15 protein-coding genes are annotated in these 19,010 nt (G+C 64.7%); 9 read left to right on the top strand and 6 right to left on the bottom strand.

Annotated elements, in window-relative coordinates; all coding sequences use genetic code 11:
• Window positions 1–55 precede the first annotated feature (55 nt).
• The 4 genes from hmgA to AC0L3P_RS16165 are packed head-to-tail and all read right to left on the bottom strand — an operon-like array spanning window position 56 to window position 4,242.
• Window positions 56–1,402, bottom strand: coding sequence for a homogentisate 1,2-dioxygenase (gene hmgA / locus AC0L3P_RS16150; RefSeq protein ID WP_473302819.1), 1,347 nt, complete (start codon window positions 1,400–1,402; stop codon window positions 56–58).
• 2 nt (window positions 1,403–1,404) lie between these two features.
• Window positions 1,405–2,361, bottom strand: a complete 957-nt coding sequence (locus tag AC0L3P_RS16155; protein ID WP_275172669.1) for an MBL fold metallo-hydrolase — start codon at window positions 2,359–2,361, stop codon at window positions 1,405–1,407.
• A 19-nt stretch (window positions 2,362–2,380) separates the two neighbouring features.
• Window positions 2,381–2,605, bottom strand: a complete 225-nt coding sequence (locus AC0L3P_RS16160; RefSeq protein ID WP_275172668.1) for a DUF2783 domain-containing protein — start codon at window positions 2,603–2,605, stop codon at window positions 2,381–2,383.
• Window positions 2,606–2,613: 8 nt separating this feature from the next.
• A complete protein-coding gene (locus tag AC0L3P_RS16165) occupies window positions 2,614–4,242 on the bottom strand; it encodes an FAD-dependent oxidoreductase (protein WP_473302823.1) in 1,629 nt (542 codons plus the stop codon).
• A 109-nt stretch (window positions 4,243–4,351) separates the two neighbouring features.
• On the opposite strand from AC0L3P_RS16165, the gene AC0L3P_RS16170 reads away from it, so the two are divergent.
• A complete protein-coding gene (locus AC0L3P_RS16170; RefSeq protein WP_354210684.1) occupies window positions 4,352–4,894 on the top strand; it encodes a MarR family winged helix-turn-helix transcriptional regulator in 543 nt (180 codons plus the stop codon).
• Here the strand turns inward: AC0L3P_RS16170 and AC0L3P_RS16175 are convergent, their stop codons facing one another.
• Window positions 4,895–5,701 (bottom strand): N-acyl homoserine lactonase family protein, encoded by an 807-nt coding sequence (locus AC0L3P_RS16175; protein WP_354210715.1) that lies wholly within the window; start codon window positions 5,699–5,701, stop codon window positions 4,895–4,897.
• Window positions 5,702–6,073: 372 nt separating this feature from the next.
• Between AC0L3P_RS16175 and AC0L3P_RS16180 the strand changes: the two genes are divergently transcribed.
• The 6 genes from AC0L3P_RS16180 (at window position 6,074) to AC0L3P_RS16205 (ending at window position 13,240) form a co-directional block, all read left to right on the top strand.
• The gene (locus tag AC0L3P_RS16180; protein WP_354210685.1) at window positions 6,074–7,588 is read left to right on the top strand and encodes a caspase family protein; all 1,515 of its coding nucleotides are present in this window, start codon (window positions 6,074–6,076) and stop codon (window positions 7,586–7,588) included.
• A 146-nt stretch (window positions 7,589–7,734) separates the two neighbouring features.
• Window positions 7,735–8,406: an OmpA family protein gene (locus AC0L3P_RS16185; protein ID WP_473302827.1), complete on the top strand. Its 672-nt coding sequence runs from the start codon at window positions 7,735–7,737 to the stop codon at window positions 8,404–8,406.
• Between the two features lie 158 nt (window positions 8,407–8,564).
• Window positions 8,565–9,494 carry an RND family efflux transporter gene (locus AC0L3P_RS16190; RefSeq protein WP_275174385.1) on the top strand — a complete coding sequence of 310 codons (930 nt, stop codon included), beginning with the start codon at window positions 8,565–8,567 and terminating at the stop codon, window positions 9,492–9,494.
• Entirely contained in the window at window positions 9,494–12,643 is a 3,150-nt protein-coding gene (locus AC0L3P_RS16195; RefSeq protein ID WP_275174386.1) for an efflux RND transporter permease subunit, read from the top strand. The genes AC0L3P_RS16190 and AC0L3P_RS16195 overlap by 1 nt, the downstream gene beginning before the upstream one ends.
• A gap of 29 nt (window positions 12,644–12,672) precedes the next feature.
• A complete protein-coding gene (locus AC0L3P_RS16200) occupies window positions 12,673–12,939 on the top strand; it encodes a DUF6883 domain-containing protein (protein WP_473302831.1) in 267 nt (88 codons plus the stop codon).
• A gap of 64 nt (window positions 12,940–13,003) precedes the next feature.
• Window positions 13,004–13,240: a DUF4926 domain-containing protein gene (locus AC0L3P_RS16205; RefSeq protein WP_083843118.1), complete on the top strand. Its 237-nt coding sequence runs from the start codon at window positions 13,004–13,006 to the stop codon at window positions 13,238–13,240.
• 8 nt (window positions 13,241–13,248) lie between these two features.
• Here the strand turns inward: AC0L3P_RS16205 and AC0L3P_RS16210 are convergent, their stop codons facing one another.
• Window positions 13,249–13,923, bottom strand: a complete 675-nt coding sequence (locus tag AC0L3P_RS16210; RefSeq protein WP_007599026.1) for a Crp/Fnr family transcriptional regulator — start codon at window positions 13,921–13,923, stop codon at window positions 13,249–13,251.
• Between the two features lie 235 nt (window positions 13,924–14,158).
• Between AC0L3P_RS16210 and AC0L3P_RS16215 the strand changes: the two genes are divergently transcribed.
• Both AC0L3P_RS16215 and AC0L3P_RS16220 read left to right on the top strand, forming a co-directional pair.
• Window positions 14,159–16,252: an AsmA family protein gene (locus tag AC0L3P_RS16215; RefSeq protein WP_473302837.1), complete on the top strand. Its 2,094-nt coding sequence runs from the start codon at window positions 14,159–14,161 to the stop codon at window positions 16,250–16,252.
• 273 nt (window positions 16,253–16,525) lie between these two features.
• Complete coding sequence (locus AC0L3P_RS16220; RefSeq protein WP_473302839.1) at window positions 16,526–18,976, top strand: adenylate/guanylate cyclase domain-containing protein; 2,451 nt, start codon at window positions 16,526–16,528, stop codon at window positions 18,974–18,976.
• Window positions 18,977–19,010: the final 34 nt, after the last annotated feature.

Here is a 19,010-nt window from a genome sequence, read left to right on the forward strand (position 1 = left end):
GTCTCGCCGCTGAGGGGCGAGCCACCCTCTCCCACAAGGGGAGAGGGGCAGAACGCTACGGCTTGCTCGGGTCGAACCGCTTTTCCAGGCCCTTCCAGCAATCCGCGTAGTCGTCCTGCAACGTCGCGGAATTCGCGGCGTGCGCGGTGACGCGCTGCGCGTAGCGGGTCTCGAACATGAAGGCCATGGTGCCGGTCAGCTTGACCGGCTTCAGCTCGCCGTTGCTGGCATGCTCGAAGGCATCTCGATCGGGGCCGTGCGGCAGCATGCAATTGTGCAGGCTCATGCCGCCCGGCACGAAGCCTTGCGGCTTGGCGTCGTAGACGCCGTAGATCAGGCCCATGAACTCGCTCATGATGTTCATGTGATACCACGGCGGGCGGAAGGTATTGTCGGCGACCATCCAACGCTCTGGGAAGATCACGAAATCGATATTCGCCGTGCCCGCGGTCTCCGACGGCGAGGTCAGCACGGTGAAGATCGAGGGATCGGGATGATCGAAGCCGATCGCACCGACCGGCGAGAAGCTCCGCAGATCATATTTGTACGGCGCATAATTGCCGTGCCAGGCGACGACGTCGATAGGCGAGTGGGACAACTGCGTCTTGAACAACGATCCACCCCATTTCACGAACAACTCGGTCGGCGTGTCCTTGTCCTCGTAGTGCGCGACCGGCGTCAGGAAGTCGCGGGCATTGGCGAGGCAATTGGCGCCGATCGGCCCGCGCTCCGGGAGCGTGAAGGCGCCGCCGTAGTTTTCGCAGAGATAGCCGCGCGCCGGTCCGCTCGGAATCTCCACCCGGAACTTGACGCCACGCGGGATCACCACGATCTCGCCGGGCTCGGCGTCGATCCGACCGAACTCGGTGACGATGCGAAGATTGCCCTGCTGCAGCACGAACATCAGTTCGCCGTCGGCATTGTAGAAGTGCTGGTCCACCATCGACTTGGTGATGAGATAAACATGCGCGGCCATGCCGGCCTGGGTGTTGACGTCACCGGCGGTGGTCATGGTCTGCACGCCCTGAAGGAAAGTCATGTCCTCCTTCGGGATCGGCGCCGGATCCCAGCGCAATTGCGCGATCGGCAGATCGTTTTCATGGCACGGCGCCGAACGCCACAGGCCGCCGTCGGCCTTCTCGAAACGACCCGAATGTTTCACCGACGGGCGAATGCGATAGAGCCATGAGCGCTCATTGCTGCCGCGCGGCGCCGTGAAGGGCGAGCCGGAAAGCTGCTCGGCATAGAGGCCGTAGGCACAGCGCTGCGGCGAGTTGCGCCCGATCGGCAGCGCGCCGGGGAGCGCTTCGGTCTCAAAGCTGTTGCCGAAGCCCGACATGTAGCCCGGCGTGACCTGGGCAGAGCTGCGAATGATCTGATCGGGCGAGGTATTGATGTTCATTTCTATCCTCCTCCTTGCAGGGCGGCCCACATCTCCTGGTCGCGCTTGTCGGTCCAGATCACGGGGTCGTCGATCCCCGACGCCTCGTCATAGGCGCGCGACACGTTGAACGGCAGACAGTGCTCGTAGATGGCGAAGCTCGAAAATTTCGGATCCATCACCTCGCGCGTCGCGGCCATCGATTCCTTCAGCGTGCGGCCCTTGGCGACCGAGATTTCGGCGGCGCCGTAGAGCGAGGTGACGAAGTCGCGCGTCATCGCGATGGCTTCGCGCACCGTGGCGACACCCTTCAACGCATCGCCGCGGCCCGGCGCAATCGCCTTAGGATTGAAGTTGCGGATTTCGTTCAGCGTCAGCGGCCATTCGCGCAAGTGCGCATCGCCGCAATAGCAGGCCGAGTGGTATTCGATCAGGTCACCGGAGAACATCACCTCGGCATCAGGCACCCAGGCGACGATGTCGCCGGAGGTGTGGCCGGCGCCGAGCTGCATCAGGCGCACCTCGCGCTTGCCGAGATAGATCGACATTTCGCCTTCGAAAGTCAGCGTCGGCCAGGTCAGGCCGGGAATGCTCGATGCGTCCTGAAACAGGCGCGGGAAGCGGCCATATTCGGAATCCCAATCCTGCTGGCCACGCTCCTCGATCAGGCGATAGGTCTCCTGCGAGGCGACGATGCCCTGCGCCTTGTAGGCGGAGGCACCGAGCACGCGCACGGCGTGATAATGCGACAGCACGACATATTTGATCGGCTTATCCGTGACGGTACGGACGCGCTCGATCACCTTGTTGGCCATCGCCGGCGTCGATTGCGCGTCGAACACGAGGCAACCGTCGTCGCCGACAATGATCGCGGTGTTCGGATCACCCTCCGCGGTGAAGGCGTAGAGATCGGTGCCGATCTCGGAGAAGGTGATCTTCTTCTCGGAGAGGTCGCCGGTGGATGCGAAATTCTTCGCCATCAGTTCGTTCCTTTGGACATTATTGCTGTTGTTGCTGTTGCTGCTGGCCGTCGATCATGCGCCGCCTGGCGAGGAGGATCGCCTCCCGCAGCACGTCGATATCGCCGATATGGTTGGCGAGGATCAGCACCAGCGCCGCGTCGAAATCGGCGCTCTGCTCGTCGGTGAAGCCACGATGCGCCTCCATGATGGCGCGAAAGGCGTCGTCGGGTCGCGCGAAGTTGGAGCTGGTCGAGAGCGGCATGCGAATCCTCAATTCAATCCTTGGGCCCGCGACAGCGCTGCCGCGACGCCGGCACGCGTCGGCTGGCGAAAGCGCGCCGCGACATAGCCGTCCGGCCTTAGCAGGTAGGCTGAGCCTGGTTCCGCATCATATCGCTTTGCGGTGAGCCCCGCCGGATCTGCGAGCCCGTCCTCACCGCCGATGCAGATGTCCTTCACACCAACGGGCGCATCGATCGCCGCGCCATTGCTGAACGACAGCAACGTGAAATCCGTTCCGCCCTGCCGGAACGCATCCGTCAAATAGCTTTGCTCGCCCGCGCGCATCGTAACGGGGGCATCGAGCATCGAACAACCCGGGAGCGGGCCAGCGCGCCACGCATCCGCATCGGGCGATGACAGCGGCGAGTCATAGCTGCACGGCACCGAGAGCCGCCCGCCATTGACCATGCGCTTGCCGAACTCCGTTTCCTTCGCCAGCGACAGCACCGCCTTCCGCAGCCGCGCTTCCTGATGCGAGTTCGGCGCCATGAAATCGGTCGAGCGGGTGGATTCGCGGATGTTCTCGTCGGCCGCCCCACTGCGCTCGACATGATAGCTCTCGAGCAGGCTCGCGGGTGAGGCGCCGCGCAGCACGCGGTCGAGCTTCCAGGAGAGGTTCTCGGCGTCCTCGAGTCCCGAATTGGCGCCGCGCGCGCCGAAGGGCGAGACCTGGTGCGCGGAATCGCCTGCAAAGATCACGCGGCCATGGACGAAGCGGTCCATCCGCCGGCACTGGAATTTGTAGAGCGAGATCCACTCGAACTCGAACTCGTCGTGGCCGAGCATGCGCGCAATCCGCGGCCGCACGTTCTCGGGCTTCTTCTCGACGACGGGATCTGCATAGCGATTGAGCTGGAGGTCGATGCGCCAGACGTCGTCGGGCTGTCGGTGCAACAACGCCGAACGTCCCGCATGAAACGGCGGATCGAACCAGAACCAGCGTTCGGTCGGGAATTCCGCGGTCATCTTGACGTCGGCGATCAGGAACTGGTCCTCGAACACCTGTCCCGCGAAATCGGCGCCCACCATCTGCCGCAGCGACGAGCGCGCGCCGTCGCAGGCGACGACATATTGCGCGTGCAGGCGATAGGCGCCCTCCGGCGTCTCGATCGTCAGCGCGACGGAATCGTTGCGGCTCTCCAGCGCCGTCACCTTGTTGCGCCAACGCAGGTTGATCTCGGGCAGCTCGCTGATGCGGTCGACCAGATAGGCTTCGGCGTAGTATTGCTGGAGATTGATGAAGGCCGGCCGCTTGTGACCGTCGTCCGGCAGCAGATTGAACTGGTAGAGCTGCTGCTCGCCGTGGAAGATGCGGCCGACGCTCCAGACCACGCCCTTGTCGACCATGCGGTCGCCGACGCCGAGCCTGTCCCAATATTCCAGCGAGCGTTTCGAGAAGCAGATCGCGCGGGAGCCCTCTCCGATGCGGTCGGCGTCATCCAGAAGGACGACGCGCTGGCCGCGCTGGGCAAGGTCGATCGCAAGCGATAGCCCGACCGGGCCCGCGCCGACGACCACCACGGGATGCTCGGCCGCGCTCTGGCCGGGACGATCCTGATCGGGGTGGCGGCGATAGCCGAACTGGGTTTTGGCCTGATGCGTATTGGCCTTCGCCATGCGCTAACCTCGGCTCTGGTCAGGAGAGGCCTGATCTGCTAATAGTCTCACGTGCAACTATTTTGGACCGGAGCCGGCCGGCCGTCAACTGGAATTCGGAGCGCTCTCCTTGGCGAGGACATCCAGCGACATCGCGCTGAAGACACGCGAGGCCGATGAGGCCTCAGCGCGGCCAAAAACACGGCTCGACCTATTCAGGTTCGTGCCGTTCCGCCTCAACCGGCTCGCAGCGGAGGTCAGCGCCGCGCTTTCGGTCGAATATCAGGAACGTCACGGCCTCGACATCCCGGCCTGGCGCGTGATCGCGACGCTCGGCTTCCGCAACGATGCCTGCAGCGCGCAGTACGTCGCGCAATGCACCCGCACGCACAAATCCACGATCAGCCGCGCGGTGACCATGCTGCTGCAACAGGGTTTGATTGAGCGCGTCGAGAACGAAGCCGACCGCCGCGAATTCCGCCTGCGACTGACAAGGAAAGGCCGCACGCTCTACGAGGAGCTGTTTCCGCAATTGCTGCGACGGGAAGACGAGATCCTCGCCTGCCTCTCCGCGCAGGAGCGCAAACAGCTATCGACGCTGCTCGGCAAGATCGAACAGAGCCTCGATTTGATCCAGACCAGCGAGGAGGCCGACGCCAAGCAGGCGTATTGATCACTTCGCAAACGATCGCGACGGCGGCAAATGCAGAGCCCAGACATCGCTCTCGTCGCTGGCACGCGGATAGATCTCCGTCACGATCGGATCGTGGCCGGGAATGAACCGGTCAGGATGGCCGGCGAGACGTTCGATCGTCTCCCAGCCGACCGCCATGTCGCCGACATTGTAGACGATCGGAAACGGACTCCTCCGCTGGAGATTGGCGTAATAATGCGCGGCGTCGGACGCCAGCACCACGGGCCCGCGCGCCGTCTCGACCCTCACCACCTGCAGGCCGTCCGAATGGCCGCCGACGCGGTGCACGGTGACGCCGGGCGCGATCTCGCCGTCCCCTGAATAGAAAGTGACGCGCTCGCCATAGACATGGCGGACCATCTGGGTGACGTGCTCGACCGAGAACGGATGTCGCAGCAGTCCGTTGCACATGCAGCGCCCCGTCGCGTAGGCCATCTCGCGCTCCTGGAGATGAAAGCGCGCGTTCGCGAAGCGGTCGAGATTGCCGGCATGGTCGTAGTGCAGATGCGTCACGATGATGTCGCGAATGCTCGCTGCCGCCACACCAAAGCGCTCCAGCGCGTCGACCGGATTGAGCGTCAGCTTGCGCGCGCGCAAGCCCGCCTCCTCGGCATTGAAGCCGGTATCAACCAGGATGTCGCGGCCGTTGCCGCGGATCAGCCAGACGAAATAGTCGAGGTCCTGCGCCGCGCTGTCATGCGGGTCGGGCGCTAGGAAGTTCATATTGGGGGTGCGCGGCGACATCGTCGCATAGCGCAGGGCGTAGATTTCGTAGGCGTTTCCCATGGTTTTGATCTTGCTCTTTTGTGGATGCACCTTCAGTGCGATCGACCGCACCAAGCCATCGTCCACCGCAAAGGTCAAACACCGGAGGTTGCGGAGAAGGCCCGTCCGCAATGTGAGACCAATCACATTCTTGTCGCCATGGCTGCCCTAACGTGCAGACGCAATGACAACCAGAATGCATCGCGTGCAATCGTGACCGCCCGTTTATTCCCCCCGCCACATGCCCATGCGTCGCGGTCAATTGTCGCGATAGCGCCGAATCTGCAAGCGGTTGACGCCCCCCTTCCCCGGTTTGATAATGCACATTGCGTAAGTTAAGGTCGCCGCGGCGCAAGCTGGAAACGGCGCCTTTTTGGCTGGATCGCGCTAATTATGAAAATTCGCCTGCTTTTCGTTCTGTCCTTGCTCGTGTCGCTCATCCCGACCGCTCCGTCGATTGCGGCCGGCGATCGCTTTGCGCTTGTGATCGGCAACGCCAAATATCCGGACGCCGACGCTCCCCTGAAGGAACCGCTCAACGACGCGCGCGACGTCGCCGACGAGCTCAAGCGCGACGGCTTTTCCGTGGAAACCGGTGAAAACCTGACCGGCGACGGCATGCGCCGCGCCTTCGACAAGCTCTACGGCAAGATCAAGCCGGGGTCGGTGGCACTGGTGTTCTTTAGCGGCTTCGGCATCCAGTCCGCGCGGCAGAGCTATTTGCTGCCGATCGATGCGCAGATCTGGACCGAATCCGACGTGCGCCGCGACGGCATCAGCCTCGAAACCGTGCTCGGCGAGCTCAACACCCGCGGCGCCGGCGTCAAAATCGCGCTGGTCGATGCCTCCAGGCGCAACCCGTTCGAGCGCCGGTTCCGCAGCTTCTCAGCCGGCCTCACCCCCGTCATCGCGCCGAACGGCACGCTGGTGATGTATTCGGCGGCGCTGGCCTCGGTGGTCTCGGACGCCGGCGGCGAGCACAGCCTGTTCGTCCAGGAACTCCTCAAGGAAATCCGCGTCCCCGACCTGATGGCCGAGGAGACGCTGAACCGCACCAAGATGGGCGTCACACGCGCCTCCCGGGGCGAGCAGGTGCCGTGGATATCCTCGTCACTGGCCGAGGATTTCTCGTTCATTCCAGGGGCCGGCGGGTCGCGCCCAACAACGACCCCGCCACCCCCGCCTCCCGCTCCGCCGCCGGTCGTCGCCAACAACCCGCCGCCGGCTCCGCCCGCGCCACCGCCACCTGTGCTGCCGAAACCAGCCGACGCAGTGGCAGCACCGGCTCCGTCACCGAAGCCGCAGGTCGAGGCTGCCTTGCCGCCGGTACCGCCGCCGCCACCGCCTGTGAAACCGGCCGATCCCGTCACCGCTCCGAGCATGGAGAGCGGACCGAGTGCGGCCGTCCTGGCCGAGGACCCCACCATCAAGGGGCTGACCGCCAAGATCGCGGCCAATCCGGACGACGTGAACGCGCTTTACCGGCGCGGCCAGGTCTATGCCAGCAAGGGCGCCTACAGCCTGGCCATCAAGGATTTTGACGAGACGCTCCGGATCAACCCGAAGGACGTCGAGGCTCTGAACAATCGCTGCTGGACCCGCACGGTGGTCGGTGACCTCCAGGGCGCGCTGAAGGATTGCAACGAGGCACTGCGGCTACGGCCGAACTTCGTCGACGCGCTGGACAGCCGGGGACTCGTCAATCTGAAATCGGGGGCGGTCAAGAACGCCATCGCCGATTTCGAGGCAGCCCTGAGGATCAATCCGCGCCTGACCTCCTCGCTGTTCGGACGCGGGATCGCCAAGCAGCGCAACGGCTCGGCCCAAGAGGGTGCGCTCGACATCGCCAATGCCAAGGCGATGGACCCGAACATTGTTCAGGAATTCGCAAGCTACGGAGTGCGTTGATATTTTTTTGAATTGGGGCCGATGTGCCTCGAACCCGCGACGGCCCGGCGAAGACTAATCGAACGGATGCCGCAGGCCGTCCTTTCGGGGGGCTTATTGCAGGGATTTTGGAACTACGCGAGCTGGCTGCGCAGGAGGGACTGGCTATGAGATTGGCTGCAAAGGGACTTACCGCAATCCTGTCCATCATTACCGTCGGCGCCGCGCTGTCGCTGACGACCCCGCTGGCATTCGCGGGCGACGACGGCAACAGCAAGAACGTCACCGAGGACGAGATCGTCCGCGCGCTGGCGCCGCCGCCGAAGAAGCCGCTGACCCGGGGTCTGTCGATCGCTCCGCAGGCCGATCCCGTACCGAGTGCGACGGAGACCAAGCTGATCCAGTCCGTGCGCGGCCGCTCGACACGCTCGCTGTCGTCGACCGAGCGTGAAGAAATCGCGTCGGCGGCCAAGGACAAGCCGAACATCGATCTGGAAATCACGTTCGACTACAACTCGGCCAATATCAGCGCTAAATCGCTTACCTCGGTCCAGGCGCTCGGCCGCGCGCTGACCAGCCCCGACCTGAAAGGCTCGACCTTCGTGGTCGCCGGTCACACTGACGCCGCCGGCGGCGAGAGCTATAACCAGGATCTGTCGGAGCGCCGCGCGGATTCGATCAAGCGCTACCTGGTCGACAAATACAGCATCTCCGCGACCGACCTCGTCACCGTCGGCTATGGCAAGAGCAAGCTGAAGGACCCGGCCCAACCGATGGCGGAGGTCAATCGTCGCGTGCAGGTCGTCAACATGGAAAACAAGACCACCGCATCGAAGTGAGCACGACGTAATCCTTTGAAGTGACAAGTCGTGATGTGGTGTAAAGTCTCGCTTCCAGCGCGCGTCCCGCAACCTTGCGGGACGCTGCTTTATTTCAGGGAAACGCTCTCCATGGGCCGCGCGCGGATGGCCGTGAGCCTGGCCAGGACGATCCGGCGATGAACCTCTCTCAATATCTCAAGCCAGCCGGCACGGTGGTCTTCGTCGTCGCGCTCGGCGTCGGCTATTATCTGTTCGAGCACCGGCACCGCGCCGAGCCCAAGGAAACGCCGGGCGAGGCGCTGGTCATCGTGACCAAGTCGACCAATGCCTGCTTCTCCGACCTGGTCCGGGTGACCGGCTTCTTCGTGCCGCGCCGCGAAGCGGTGGTCGTCGCCGACCAGGAGGGATCCAGGGTCACCGACCTCTTCGTCACCGAGGGCACTCTCGTCACCGACAATCAGGAGCTGGCGCGCCTGACCGCCCCGCCCCAGATCCCGGGCCAGCCGCAGCGGCCCGGCCCGCAAGGTCCGGTGTCGCTGAAAGCCTCTGCGCCGGGCCTCATCACCGAGGTCCGCACCATCGTCGGCGCGCCGGCCTCGCCGCAGGCCGGCCCGATGTTCCGTATCGCCGTCAACAACGAGATCGAGCTGGACGCGCAGGTCCCGGCGGTGCACATGGCCAAGCTCAGCTCCGGCGCGACTGTGCGCATCAGCCGCGACGACGCGCCCGATCTGATCGGGCGGGTCAGGCTGGTCGCCCCCGAAATCGATCGCGCCACCCAGCTCGGCCGCGTGCGCATCAGCGTCACCAACAATCCCTCGCTGAAAGTCGGCGTGTTCGCCCGCGCCTCGATCGACGCCAAGCGAAGCTGCGGCGTCGCGGTTCCCAAGACCGCGATCGACCATCTCACCGTGCAGGTCGTCAAGGGCAACATTGTCGAGACGCGCAAGGTACGGGTCGGGCTGTCGTCGGACAGCGCGACGGAAATTCTGGAAGGCCTTAACGTCGGCGAAATCGTCGTGGCCGACGCCGGCTCTTCGCTGCATGACGGCGACCAGATCAAGACCATGTTCGCTGATGAACTCGATCGCACGCGGGTACGCTGATGGCTCTCAATATCTCGGCATGGTCGATCCGCAATCCGCTGCCGTCGGTGGTTTTTTCCATCATCCTCCTGATCCTCGGCTGGGTATCCTTCACCAAGCTCGCGGTGACGCGGCTACCCTCGGCCGACATTCCCGTGATCTCGGTCGCGGTATCGCAGTTCGGTGCGGCGCCCGCCGAGCTCGAATCCCAGGTTACCAAGACGGTTGAAGACGCCGTCTCCGGTGTCGAAGGCGTCAGGCACATCACCTCGCAGATCACCGACGGCCTGTCGGTGACGACGATCCAGTTCGCGCTGGAAACCAACACCGACCGCGCGCTCAACGACGTCAAGGACGCGGTGACGCGCGTGCGCTCCAACCTGCCGCAGAACGTCACCGAACCGCTGATCCAGCGCGTCGACGTCATCGGCCTGCCGATCGTCACCTACGCCGCGATCTCGCCCGGCAAGACGCCGGAGCAGCTCTCCTATTTCGTCGACGACGTGGTCAAGCGCGCGCTGCAGGGCGTGCGCGGCGTCGCCCAGGTCGAGCGCATCGGCGGTGTCGAGCGCGAGATCCTGGTTTCGCTCGATCCCGACCGCCTGCAGTCGATGGGGCTGACGGCCGTCAACGTCAGCCAGAGCCTGCGCGGCACCAATGTCGATGTTGCCGGCGGCCGCGCCGAGATCGGCAAGAACGACCAGGCGATCCGCACCCTCGCCGGCGCCAAGACGCTGAGCGACCTCGCCGGCACCATGATTCCGCTGTTCGGCGGCGGCGAGGTCCGGCTCGACGATCTCGGCACAGTGACCGACACCATCGCAGACCGCCGCACCTTCGCCCGCTTCAACGGCGAGCCGATCGTCGCGCTCGGCATCAAGCGCTCCAAGGGTGCCAGCGACGTGAAGGTCGCCGAGGCCGTGCAGAAGCGCATCGACACGCTCAAGGCGACCTACCCCGACGTCGATTTGAAGGTGATTGACACCTCGGTCGAATATACCAACGGCAATTACCACGCGGCGATCTCGACCCTGTTCGAAGGCGCCATCCTCGCCGTCGTCATCGTGCTGCTGTTCCTGCGTGACTTGCGCGCCACCATCATCGCCGCGATCTCGCTGCCGTTGTCGATCTTCCCGGCGTTCTGGGCGATGGACCTGCTCGGCTTCTCGCTCAACCTCGTCAGCTTTCTCGCCATCACGCTATCGACTGGTATTCTGGTCGACGACGCCATCGTCGAGATCGAGAACATCGTCAGGCACATGAACATGGGCAAGTCGCCCTATCGTGCCGCCCTGGAAGCCGCCGACGAGATCGGCCTCGCGGTGATCGCGATCTCGCTGACAATCATCGCGATCTTCGCACCCGCGAGCTTCATGTCGGGCATCGCCGGACAGTTCTTCAAGCAGTTCGGCATCACAGTCTCGGTGCAGGTGTTCTTCTCGCTGCTCGCGGCGCGCTTCGTCACGCCGGTGCTCGCGGCCTACTTCCTCAAACATAGCAATCATCAAGAGCCGCCGCCCGGCCGCGTGCTGCGGTCCTATCACAGGCTCGTGGCCTGGTCGGTGAAGCACTATTTCATCACGGTGCTGGTCGGCTTCGGCGTCTTCGCCGCCTCGATCTGGAGCATCACGCTGCTGCCGCAGGGCTTCCTGCCGGCGCAGGACAGCTCGCGCTCGCTGGTTGCCCTCGAGCTGCCGCCAGGCACCCAGCTCGCCTACACCGAAAAAGTCACCGAAGACATCGTCGCGCGCCTGCGCAAGCGGCCCGAGGTGAAGAGCATCTTCGTCGACGGCGGCCGCGTTCCACCGGGGACCCAGGAAGTCCGGCGCGCCGCTTTGATCATCAACTACACGCCCAAGGACAGTCGCGACATCACCCAGCGCGAGCTCGAATTCTCGATTAGCCAGGAGCTGGAGAACATCCCGGACATCCGCTTCTGGTTCCTCGACGAGAACGGCCTGCGCGCCATCTCGCTGGTCGTGACCGGCGCAGACGCCAACATCGTCAACAACGTCGCCAGCGAGCTCGCGACGCAGATGAAGCGGATTCCCACCATCTCCAACGTGATCTCGGAAACCACGCTGGAGCGGCCCGAGCTGCGCGTCGAACCGCGCGCCGATCTCGCCGCACGGCTCGGCGTGTCGACCGAAAGCCTGTCGCAGACCATCCGTGTCGCCACCATCGGCGACGTCGGCCCCGCGCTCGCCAAGTTCGACGTCGGTGACCGTCTGGTGCCGATCCGCGTGCAGCTCGAGGATGCCGCGCGCGGCAATCTGAAGACGCTCGAACAGTTGCGCGTGCCGCTCGGCGAGCACGGCGAGAAGGGCGGCGTGCCGCTCTCCGTGATCGCCGACGTCAAGCTCGACCAGGGTCCGACCAGCATCAACCGCTACGATCGCGAGCGACAGGCGACCGTCGCGGCCGATCTCGTCGGCTCCGCCGCGCTCGGCGACGCCACCAAGAAGATCTACGACCTTCCGGTCATGAAGAGCCGGCCGAAGGGCGTGAAGGTCTCCCCCTCCGGCGACGCCGAAAGCTTGAACGAACTGTCCGAAGGCTTTGCCACCGCCATCACGGCGGGCCTGATGATGGTCTACGCCGTGCTGGTGCTGCTGTTCGGCACCTTCCTGCAGCCGATCACCATTCTGTTCTCGCTGCCACTCTCGATCGGCGGCGCGATCGCGGCTCTGCTGATCACCGGCAAGCAGCTCACGACGCCGGTGTGGATCGGCATCCTGATGCTGATGGGCATCGTCACCAAGAACGCGATCATGCTGGTGGAATTCGCCATCGAGTCCATTCACGCGGGCACACCGCGCGAGGAAGCCATGATCGACGCGGGCATGAAACGCGCACGCCCGATCGTGATGACCACGATCGCGATGGCCGCGGGCATGATGCCAAGCGCGCTCGCGGTCGGCGCGGGCGGCGAGTTCCGCTCGCCGATGGCGCTCGCGGTGATCGGCGGCCTGATCTTCTCGACCATCCTGTCGCTGGTATTTGTGCCCGCGATGTTCATGGTGATGGACGATCTCGGCGCCCTGATCTGGCGCTTCGGCAAGCGGCTGGTCGTGCACAGCGAAGATGCGGAGGACGCCGGTCATCATGAAGCGGCGCCGGCGGGAGCGGCACCAGCGCCAAAAAGCATCGTGCACCCTGCGGCGGAGTAAATTCCGGGCGAGCGGTAGGGCGCACAAAAATGCATATTCCGAATGGCAAGAACGCCACCATCGAGATTCGGAAGATCGAAGACTACTGCCTAAGTCCCTCGCATCCACGCGGTCGGCATAAGGCAAGGGTCTTCCGCGATGCGCTCGATCTTCGACGTGGAGATGCCTCTTGGCTTCGCGACACCCTGCTTGAAGCTGCACCTACAGGCGACGCGGTCCAGATTGCGACAGATCGCTGGGGCAGCCATTGGCGCATGGATTCCTGCTCAGGCGACATCAGAAGCAGGCTGTGGTAAGAATCGCATGGATTGTACGAGCCGGCGAGGACCGGCCAACCTTCGTCACCTGTTGGGTTGTATGATGAGCGCAGTAAACAACAACGAAGATCGAGCGCCAGGGGCACTGGATGTTGTCGCGTTGCTGGCAAACCTTCCGGACCACCGGTTGGCGCGGGGGAACGTCGGCACGGTTGTCGAAGAACTCGACGGCACGACAGTGCTCGTCGAATTCAGCGACGATGATGGGCGGCCATATGCTGTCGCTCCTTGCCCCCGATCCGAGCTGCTTGTTTTGCACTACGTGCCGGAAGCAGCCTAGTTGCGTCCCTACTCGTTGCGCGCGATCGCCGTCAGCTTGGTCATGTTTCGCAGCAGGATGCGGCCGCGCTGGAGATCGAGGATCGCTTCCTTGCGCCAGGCCTGAAGCTGGCGGTTGACGCTCTCGCGGGCGGCACCGACGAAGACGCCGAGTTGCTCCTGCGAGATGTGCACCTCCGAACCGAAATCGGCGGCGAGCGCGCAGAGACGCCGCGCGAGGCGAACCGGCAGCGGCTGGAGCATGGACTCTTCCATGCGTTCGCTCTGCCAGCGGATGCGCTGGCACAGCAGCGCGATGATCTTGATCCCGACCTTCGGCTCGCGTTCGAGGAAAGCAAGAAAGTCTTCGCGCCGCAGCACGAACAGCTCGCTGGCTTCGCCCGCGGTCGCGTCCGCAGTGCGGCTCTGGCCGTCCAGCACCGCAACTTCCCCGAACAGGTCGCCGGGCCCCATGAAGTTCAGGGTCAGGCGGCTGCCGTCTGAGGCGCCGGTCTCGATGCGGACCTGGCCTCGGCGCACGCCGAACAGCGCATCGCCCGCGTCGCCCTTCTGGAATAGCACCTCGCCGTTCCCCAGATGCTGGGTGTGGCAGAGATTCGCCAGCCGCTGGAGCTCGTCTGCACCGAGATCGGCGAACATCGCATTCATCTTGAGGATGACCGCAAATTCGGCCTGCTTGCTCATTTCAATGTCCTTGTGAATTTGGTTGGCAAATCGCTTGGAACCATCGACATCAGGATCGCGTAAAACCGCGCCGGGGAAGTGTGCCATAAGTCACATAACTTTGCAGCACCCCCCGACTATTTTTACGTGCTTGGAGCCGCTTCCCGTCCCGGGATAAACTCAGGCGCAAAGGACGGGTGCAAATGACGGTCATGTGCCGGATTCGACGCCGATCGTTCGCCGCTGGAAAGTCGACATGAGAGCCGTGAAATTCGCCGGCGCGGCGGTGGCCGCCGTCGTCATCGTGATCGCACTCCTGCTGGTGGTCGGGATCCCCTCGGGCTTCCTGACATCGACGATTGCCTCGCGGGTCGAGAGCGCGACCGGTTATCGCCTGTCGATCGACGGCACGACCCGAATCAGCCTGTGGCCGACGCTTAACGTGACGCTGAACGACCTCACGCTTGCCGACCCCAAGGACCGCAGCGGCATCACGCGCCTGACCATCGACAGCGTGCAGGCCGACATGTCGCTCTCGAGCGTCTGGTCGGGCCGCCCGAAGATCAGCGAACTCGTCGTCACCCATCCCGTGTTCTACCAGCCACTGCTGCGCGAGCGCCTGCCGAATGCCGGCGGCACGTCGAAGCCGATCGCGCTCGATACCGATGGCGCCGCCATCGATCGCATCAAGGTCACCGATGGCGAGGTCGCATTCGCACGCGTGCGGGATCGCGTCGAGAACCGCATCAGCGCCATCAATGCCGATGCGATCGTCGGCCGCGACCGCAAGATCAACATCACCGGCACCGCACGGGTCGGCGAGCATCCGACCAAGTTCGACATCAAGGCCACCACGCCGGCGCCGCCAGCCGACCGGCCGACTATTCCGGTGGATTTCGCCATCGACATGCCGGACGTGCTGAAGTCCCGGCTCGCGGGTCATGCCGAGATGCGGCTGAGCGGCGATGTGGTGATGATCAACGGCGTGAGCGGCACGCTCGGCGATGGCGCGTTCAACGGCTGGGCCTCGATCGATATCGCGAGCAAGCCTCTGGTCAAGGTCGATCTCGACTTCCAGCGGCTCGCGATTCCGCTGGCGAAATCGCCGGAAGGCGCGTCCGGGCAGCCCTGGAGCGATGCGCCGATCGACGTGTCCGGGCTCAACTATGTCGATGCGCAAATCAGGATCTCCGCGCACGAGGCAGTGATCGGCGATGCACGCCTCGCGCCGCTGGCGGTCGATGCAAAACTCGCCGGCGGCGTGCTGAAGGCCGGCAGCGCCAATCTCGGCGCCTATGGCGGCCAGGTCTCGGGCGAATTGATCCTGGATGCGACCAGCGGCGCGCCGAGCTTTGCCATGCATTCCGACCTCGCCGGCGTGCGCGCGCTGCCGCTGCTGCAGGGCCTTGCCGAATTCGACCGGATCGACGGCAAGCTGCAGGCCAAGCTCGCGCTGCGCAGCGCCGGCACCAGCCAGCGCGCGCTGATGGCGAACATGCAGGGCACCGCCTTCGTCAATCTCCAGGACGGCGCCATTCGCGGCATCAACGTCGCACAGATGATCCGCTCGCTGACCTCGGGGACGCTGTCCGGCTGGCAGGCAAACCAGGACAACAGTCGGGAGCAGAGCACGGATTTGTCGCAGCTCTCGGCCTCGTTCCGGATCGACAAGGGCCAGGCGGTGACGACCGATCTCAACTTGACCGGACCGCTGGTCCGCGTGACCGGTGCCGGGACGATCGCCCTCGACACCAAGATGATGGGCTTTCGCGTCGAGCCGAAGCTGGTGATGACGACCGAAGGCCAGGGCCGCGCCGCCGAGCCGGTTGGCTTCGGCATTCCCGTGATGATCCAGGGCACCTGGTCGCAGCCGCGGATCTATCCTGACATGGCCGGCATGCTGGACAATCCGGACGCCGCCTATGCCAAGCTGCGCGAGATGGGCAAGGGGCTGTTCGGCGCTGATGGGGCCGGCCTCGGCAATATTTTGGGCAGCCTTGGTCTCGGAGGGACCACCGCGCCAGGTGGCGGCAATGCGGGGGGCACTGCCAATCCGCAGACCCAGCAGCCGGCACAGAACAATTTGCTCGGCGGCCCCCTGGGCGAGGCGCTCGGCAATTTGATCCAGCAGGGACTTTCCAGCGGCGCAAACGGCACTGGGACCGCCACTGGGAGCGCCTCCGGCACCGGCGCCGGCACTGCCACCGGCCGCAGCCGCAGCCTGCCTGCAGCGCCATCCACACTGATGCCGCAAGCCTCGCCGGCGTCCCCCGGCCTGGAGGACCCGCCGGCGGCGCAGCAGGACAGCCAGCCGATGAACGACGTGCTGCGGCAGCTCTTTAATCGATGATTGCAGGACCAAAGCGCTGGACTCCAAGCCCTCCCTTGCCAAGCCCATCCCCTTACCTCGGCTGGCCCGGCCGCGGCTTCCCCCAAACGGATGAGACTCCGACAATTCACCATCCTTCCGTCTGCCCCAGCGCCCACAGCGGGTAACCACACCGGCCGGTCACGCGGCTCCGACCAGTCCCTTCACAGTCCCTTGGACCAAATTGTGCTAGAAGGCTCGCAGGGTCCGTACGGCCCGTAGCGCCGGCGCCGATGGCGGCGCGAGAGGATCGGGATGGCAGGAGCGAACGACAAGACACGGTTTCTGCGCGAGGGTCTGTTCGCCAAATACGTCGTCTCTCTCGTCGGCCTCGTCGTGTTCGTGCTCGCCGTCAACGGCGCGATGGAGACCTGGATCTCCTACCGCGCCACCAAGACACAGCTGACCGACGGTCTTGAGGACAAGGCGCAGGCTGCTGCGCGGCGGATCGAGCAGTCGATCTCGGAGCTTGAGCGCCAGATCAGCTGGGTGACCCGGGCGAGCCAGGACACGCTCGAGAAGCGCCGCGCCGACTACGCCCAGCTGCTGCACCAGGTTTCGGTCGTCAACCAGCTGTTCCAGCTCAACGGCGACGGCCGCGAGGTGCTGCGCGTCTCGCGCCAGTCGACCACGACCGGCAGCAATGCCGATCTCTCCCGCGACATGCGCTTCACCGACACCGTCGCCCGCGGCGTCAGCTACGCGCCGGCCTGGTTCTCCGACCGAACGCCGTTCATGTCGATCTCGGTGGCGCATTCCGGCTTCAACGCCGGCGTCACCGTGGCCGAGCTCGATCTCAGCTTTCTCTCCGAGTACCTCTCCGACACCCAGGTCGGCAAGGCGGCCTTCGCCTATGTGGTCGATCCGCGCGGCCGCGTGCTGGCGACGTCCTCGAAAGGGCCCGAGATCGGCAAGGACCTCTCGAAGCTGCCGCAGGTTGCGGCCGCGGTCGCACCGGGCCACGAGCCCGACAGTTCGGGCACCGACTTCAACGGCCATGCGGTGATGAGCGCCGCGAGCACCGTGCCGAAGCTCGGCTGGAGCGTGATGTTCGAGCAGCCGACCACACAGGCCCTGATGCCGATCCGCGACCAGCTGGTGCGCATTGCGCTTTTGATCGGCATGGGCCTGCTGGTCGCGATCCTTGCCGGCACGCTTCTGGCGCGCCGCATGATCATTCCGATCACCGCGCTGCGTGACGGCGCGCACAAGCTTGGCGAGGGCGATTTCAGCCATCGCATCGAGGTGCACACCTCGGACGAGCTGGAAGATCTCGCCGGCCAGTTCAATCGCATGGCCGGCCAGATCCAGGAGACCTATTCGGACCTGGAGACCAAGGTCGAGGAGCGCACCCGCGATCTCGCGCAGTCGATCAACGAGCTCAAGGTGCTCGAAGAGGTCGGCCGCGCAGTCGCCGCCTCGCTCGATCTCAACGCCGTGCTGCCGACGATCGCCGCGCGCGCGATCGAGATCACCCATGCCGACGCGGTGCTGATCTACGGCTATGACGCGCAGGTGCGCCGCTTCAACCTGGTCGAGGCCAACGGCATCGACAAATCCGCCGACGGCGCCCATGTCACCATCGACGAAGGCCAGAATATCCTGAGCGATGCGGCCGGGAGCGGCGAGCCGATCGTGATTGCCGATCTCGACCAGGCCTCCGAGCAGCCGCTGCGCGACGTCGCGATCGAGGCCGGCTTCCATTCGGTGCTGGTGGTGCCGCTGGTCGATCAGCAGGGTACGCTCGGCTCGCTGGTGGTGCTGCGCCGCGCCAGCGGCGAGTTCGCCGCCAGCATCATCGGCCTGATGCGCACTTTCGCCAACCAGGCCGTGCTGGCGATGCGCAATGCGCGGCTGTTCACCGAGGTCGACCACAAGGGTCGCGAGCTCGCGGCTGCGCACGAAACCGTGCAGCAGCAGGCCGCCAAGCTTCAGGAGCAGACCGAGCAGCTACGCAACTGGAACCGCTCGCTGGAAGAGCGCGTCGAGAAACAACTCGGCGAGATCGGCCGCATCAAGCGGCTCGAGCGTTTCCTCGCGCCGCAAGTGGCGCAACTGATCGCCTCGTCCGATGGCCACGACGCGCTGCTCGACAGCCACCGCCGCGAGGTCACTGTCGTGTTCTGCGATTTGCGCGGCTTCACCTCGTTCACGGAGGCGACCGAGCCGGAAGAGGCGATGAACGTGCTGCGCGAATATCACGCCGCGCTTGGCGAGCTGATCCACCGCTATGAAGGCACGCTCGACCGCTTTGCCGGCGACGGCGTGATGATCCTGTTCAATGCGCCCATTCAGTTCGCCGACCACACCAAGCGCGCGGTGAAGATGGCGGTCGAGATGCGCGATGTGATTGGCCAATTGACCGAGAAGTGGAAGAACCGCGGCCACTCGCTCGGCTTCGGCGTCGGCGTCGCGATGGGCTATGCCACGCTCGGCCAGATCGGTTTCGAGCAGCGGCTCGAATATGCCGCGATCGGCAGCGTCACCAATCTCTCCTCCCGCCTCTGCGACGAAGCCAAGGCCGGCCAGGTCGTCGTCAGCCGCCGCGTCTACGGCATGGTCGAGCCCTGGGTCGAAGCCCGCGCGCTCGACGATCTCGTGCTCAAGGGTTTTAACCACCCCGTGCTTGCGATGGAGATTCTGTCGTGGCGCGAGGAGGTGGAGAACGTGGTGGATGCCGCCGCGGCGGCAAGGCGAAGAGGGTAGCCCAAACAAAAAAGTACGAAAACAACCCCATGCA

It is taken from the genome of Bradyrhizobium sp. WSM4874 (assembly GCF_055811835.1).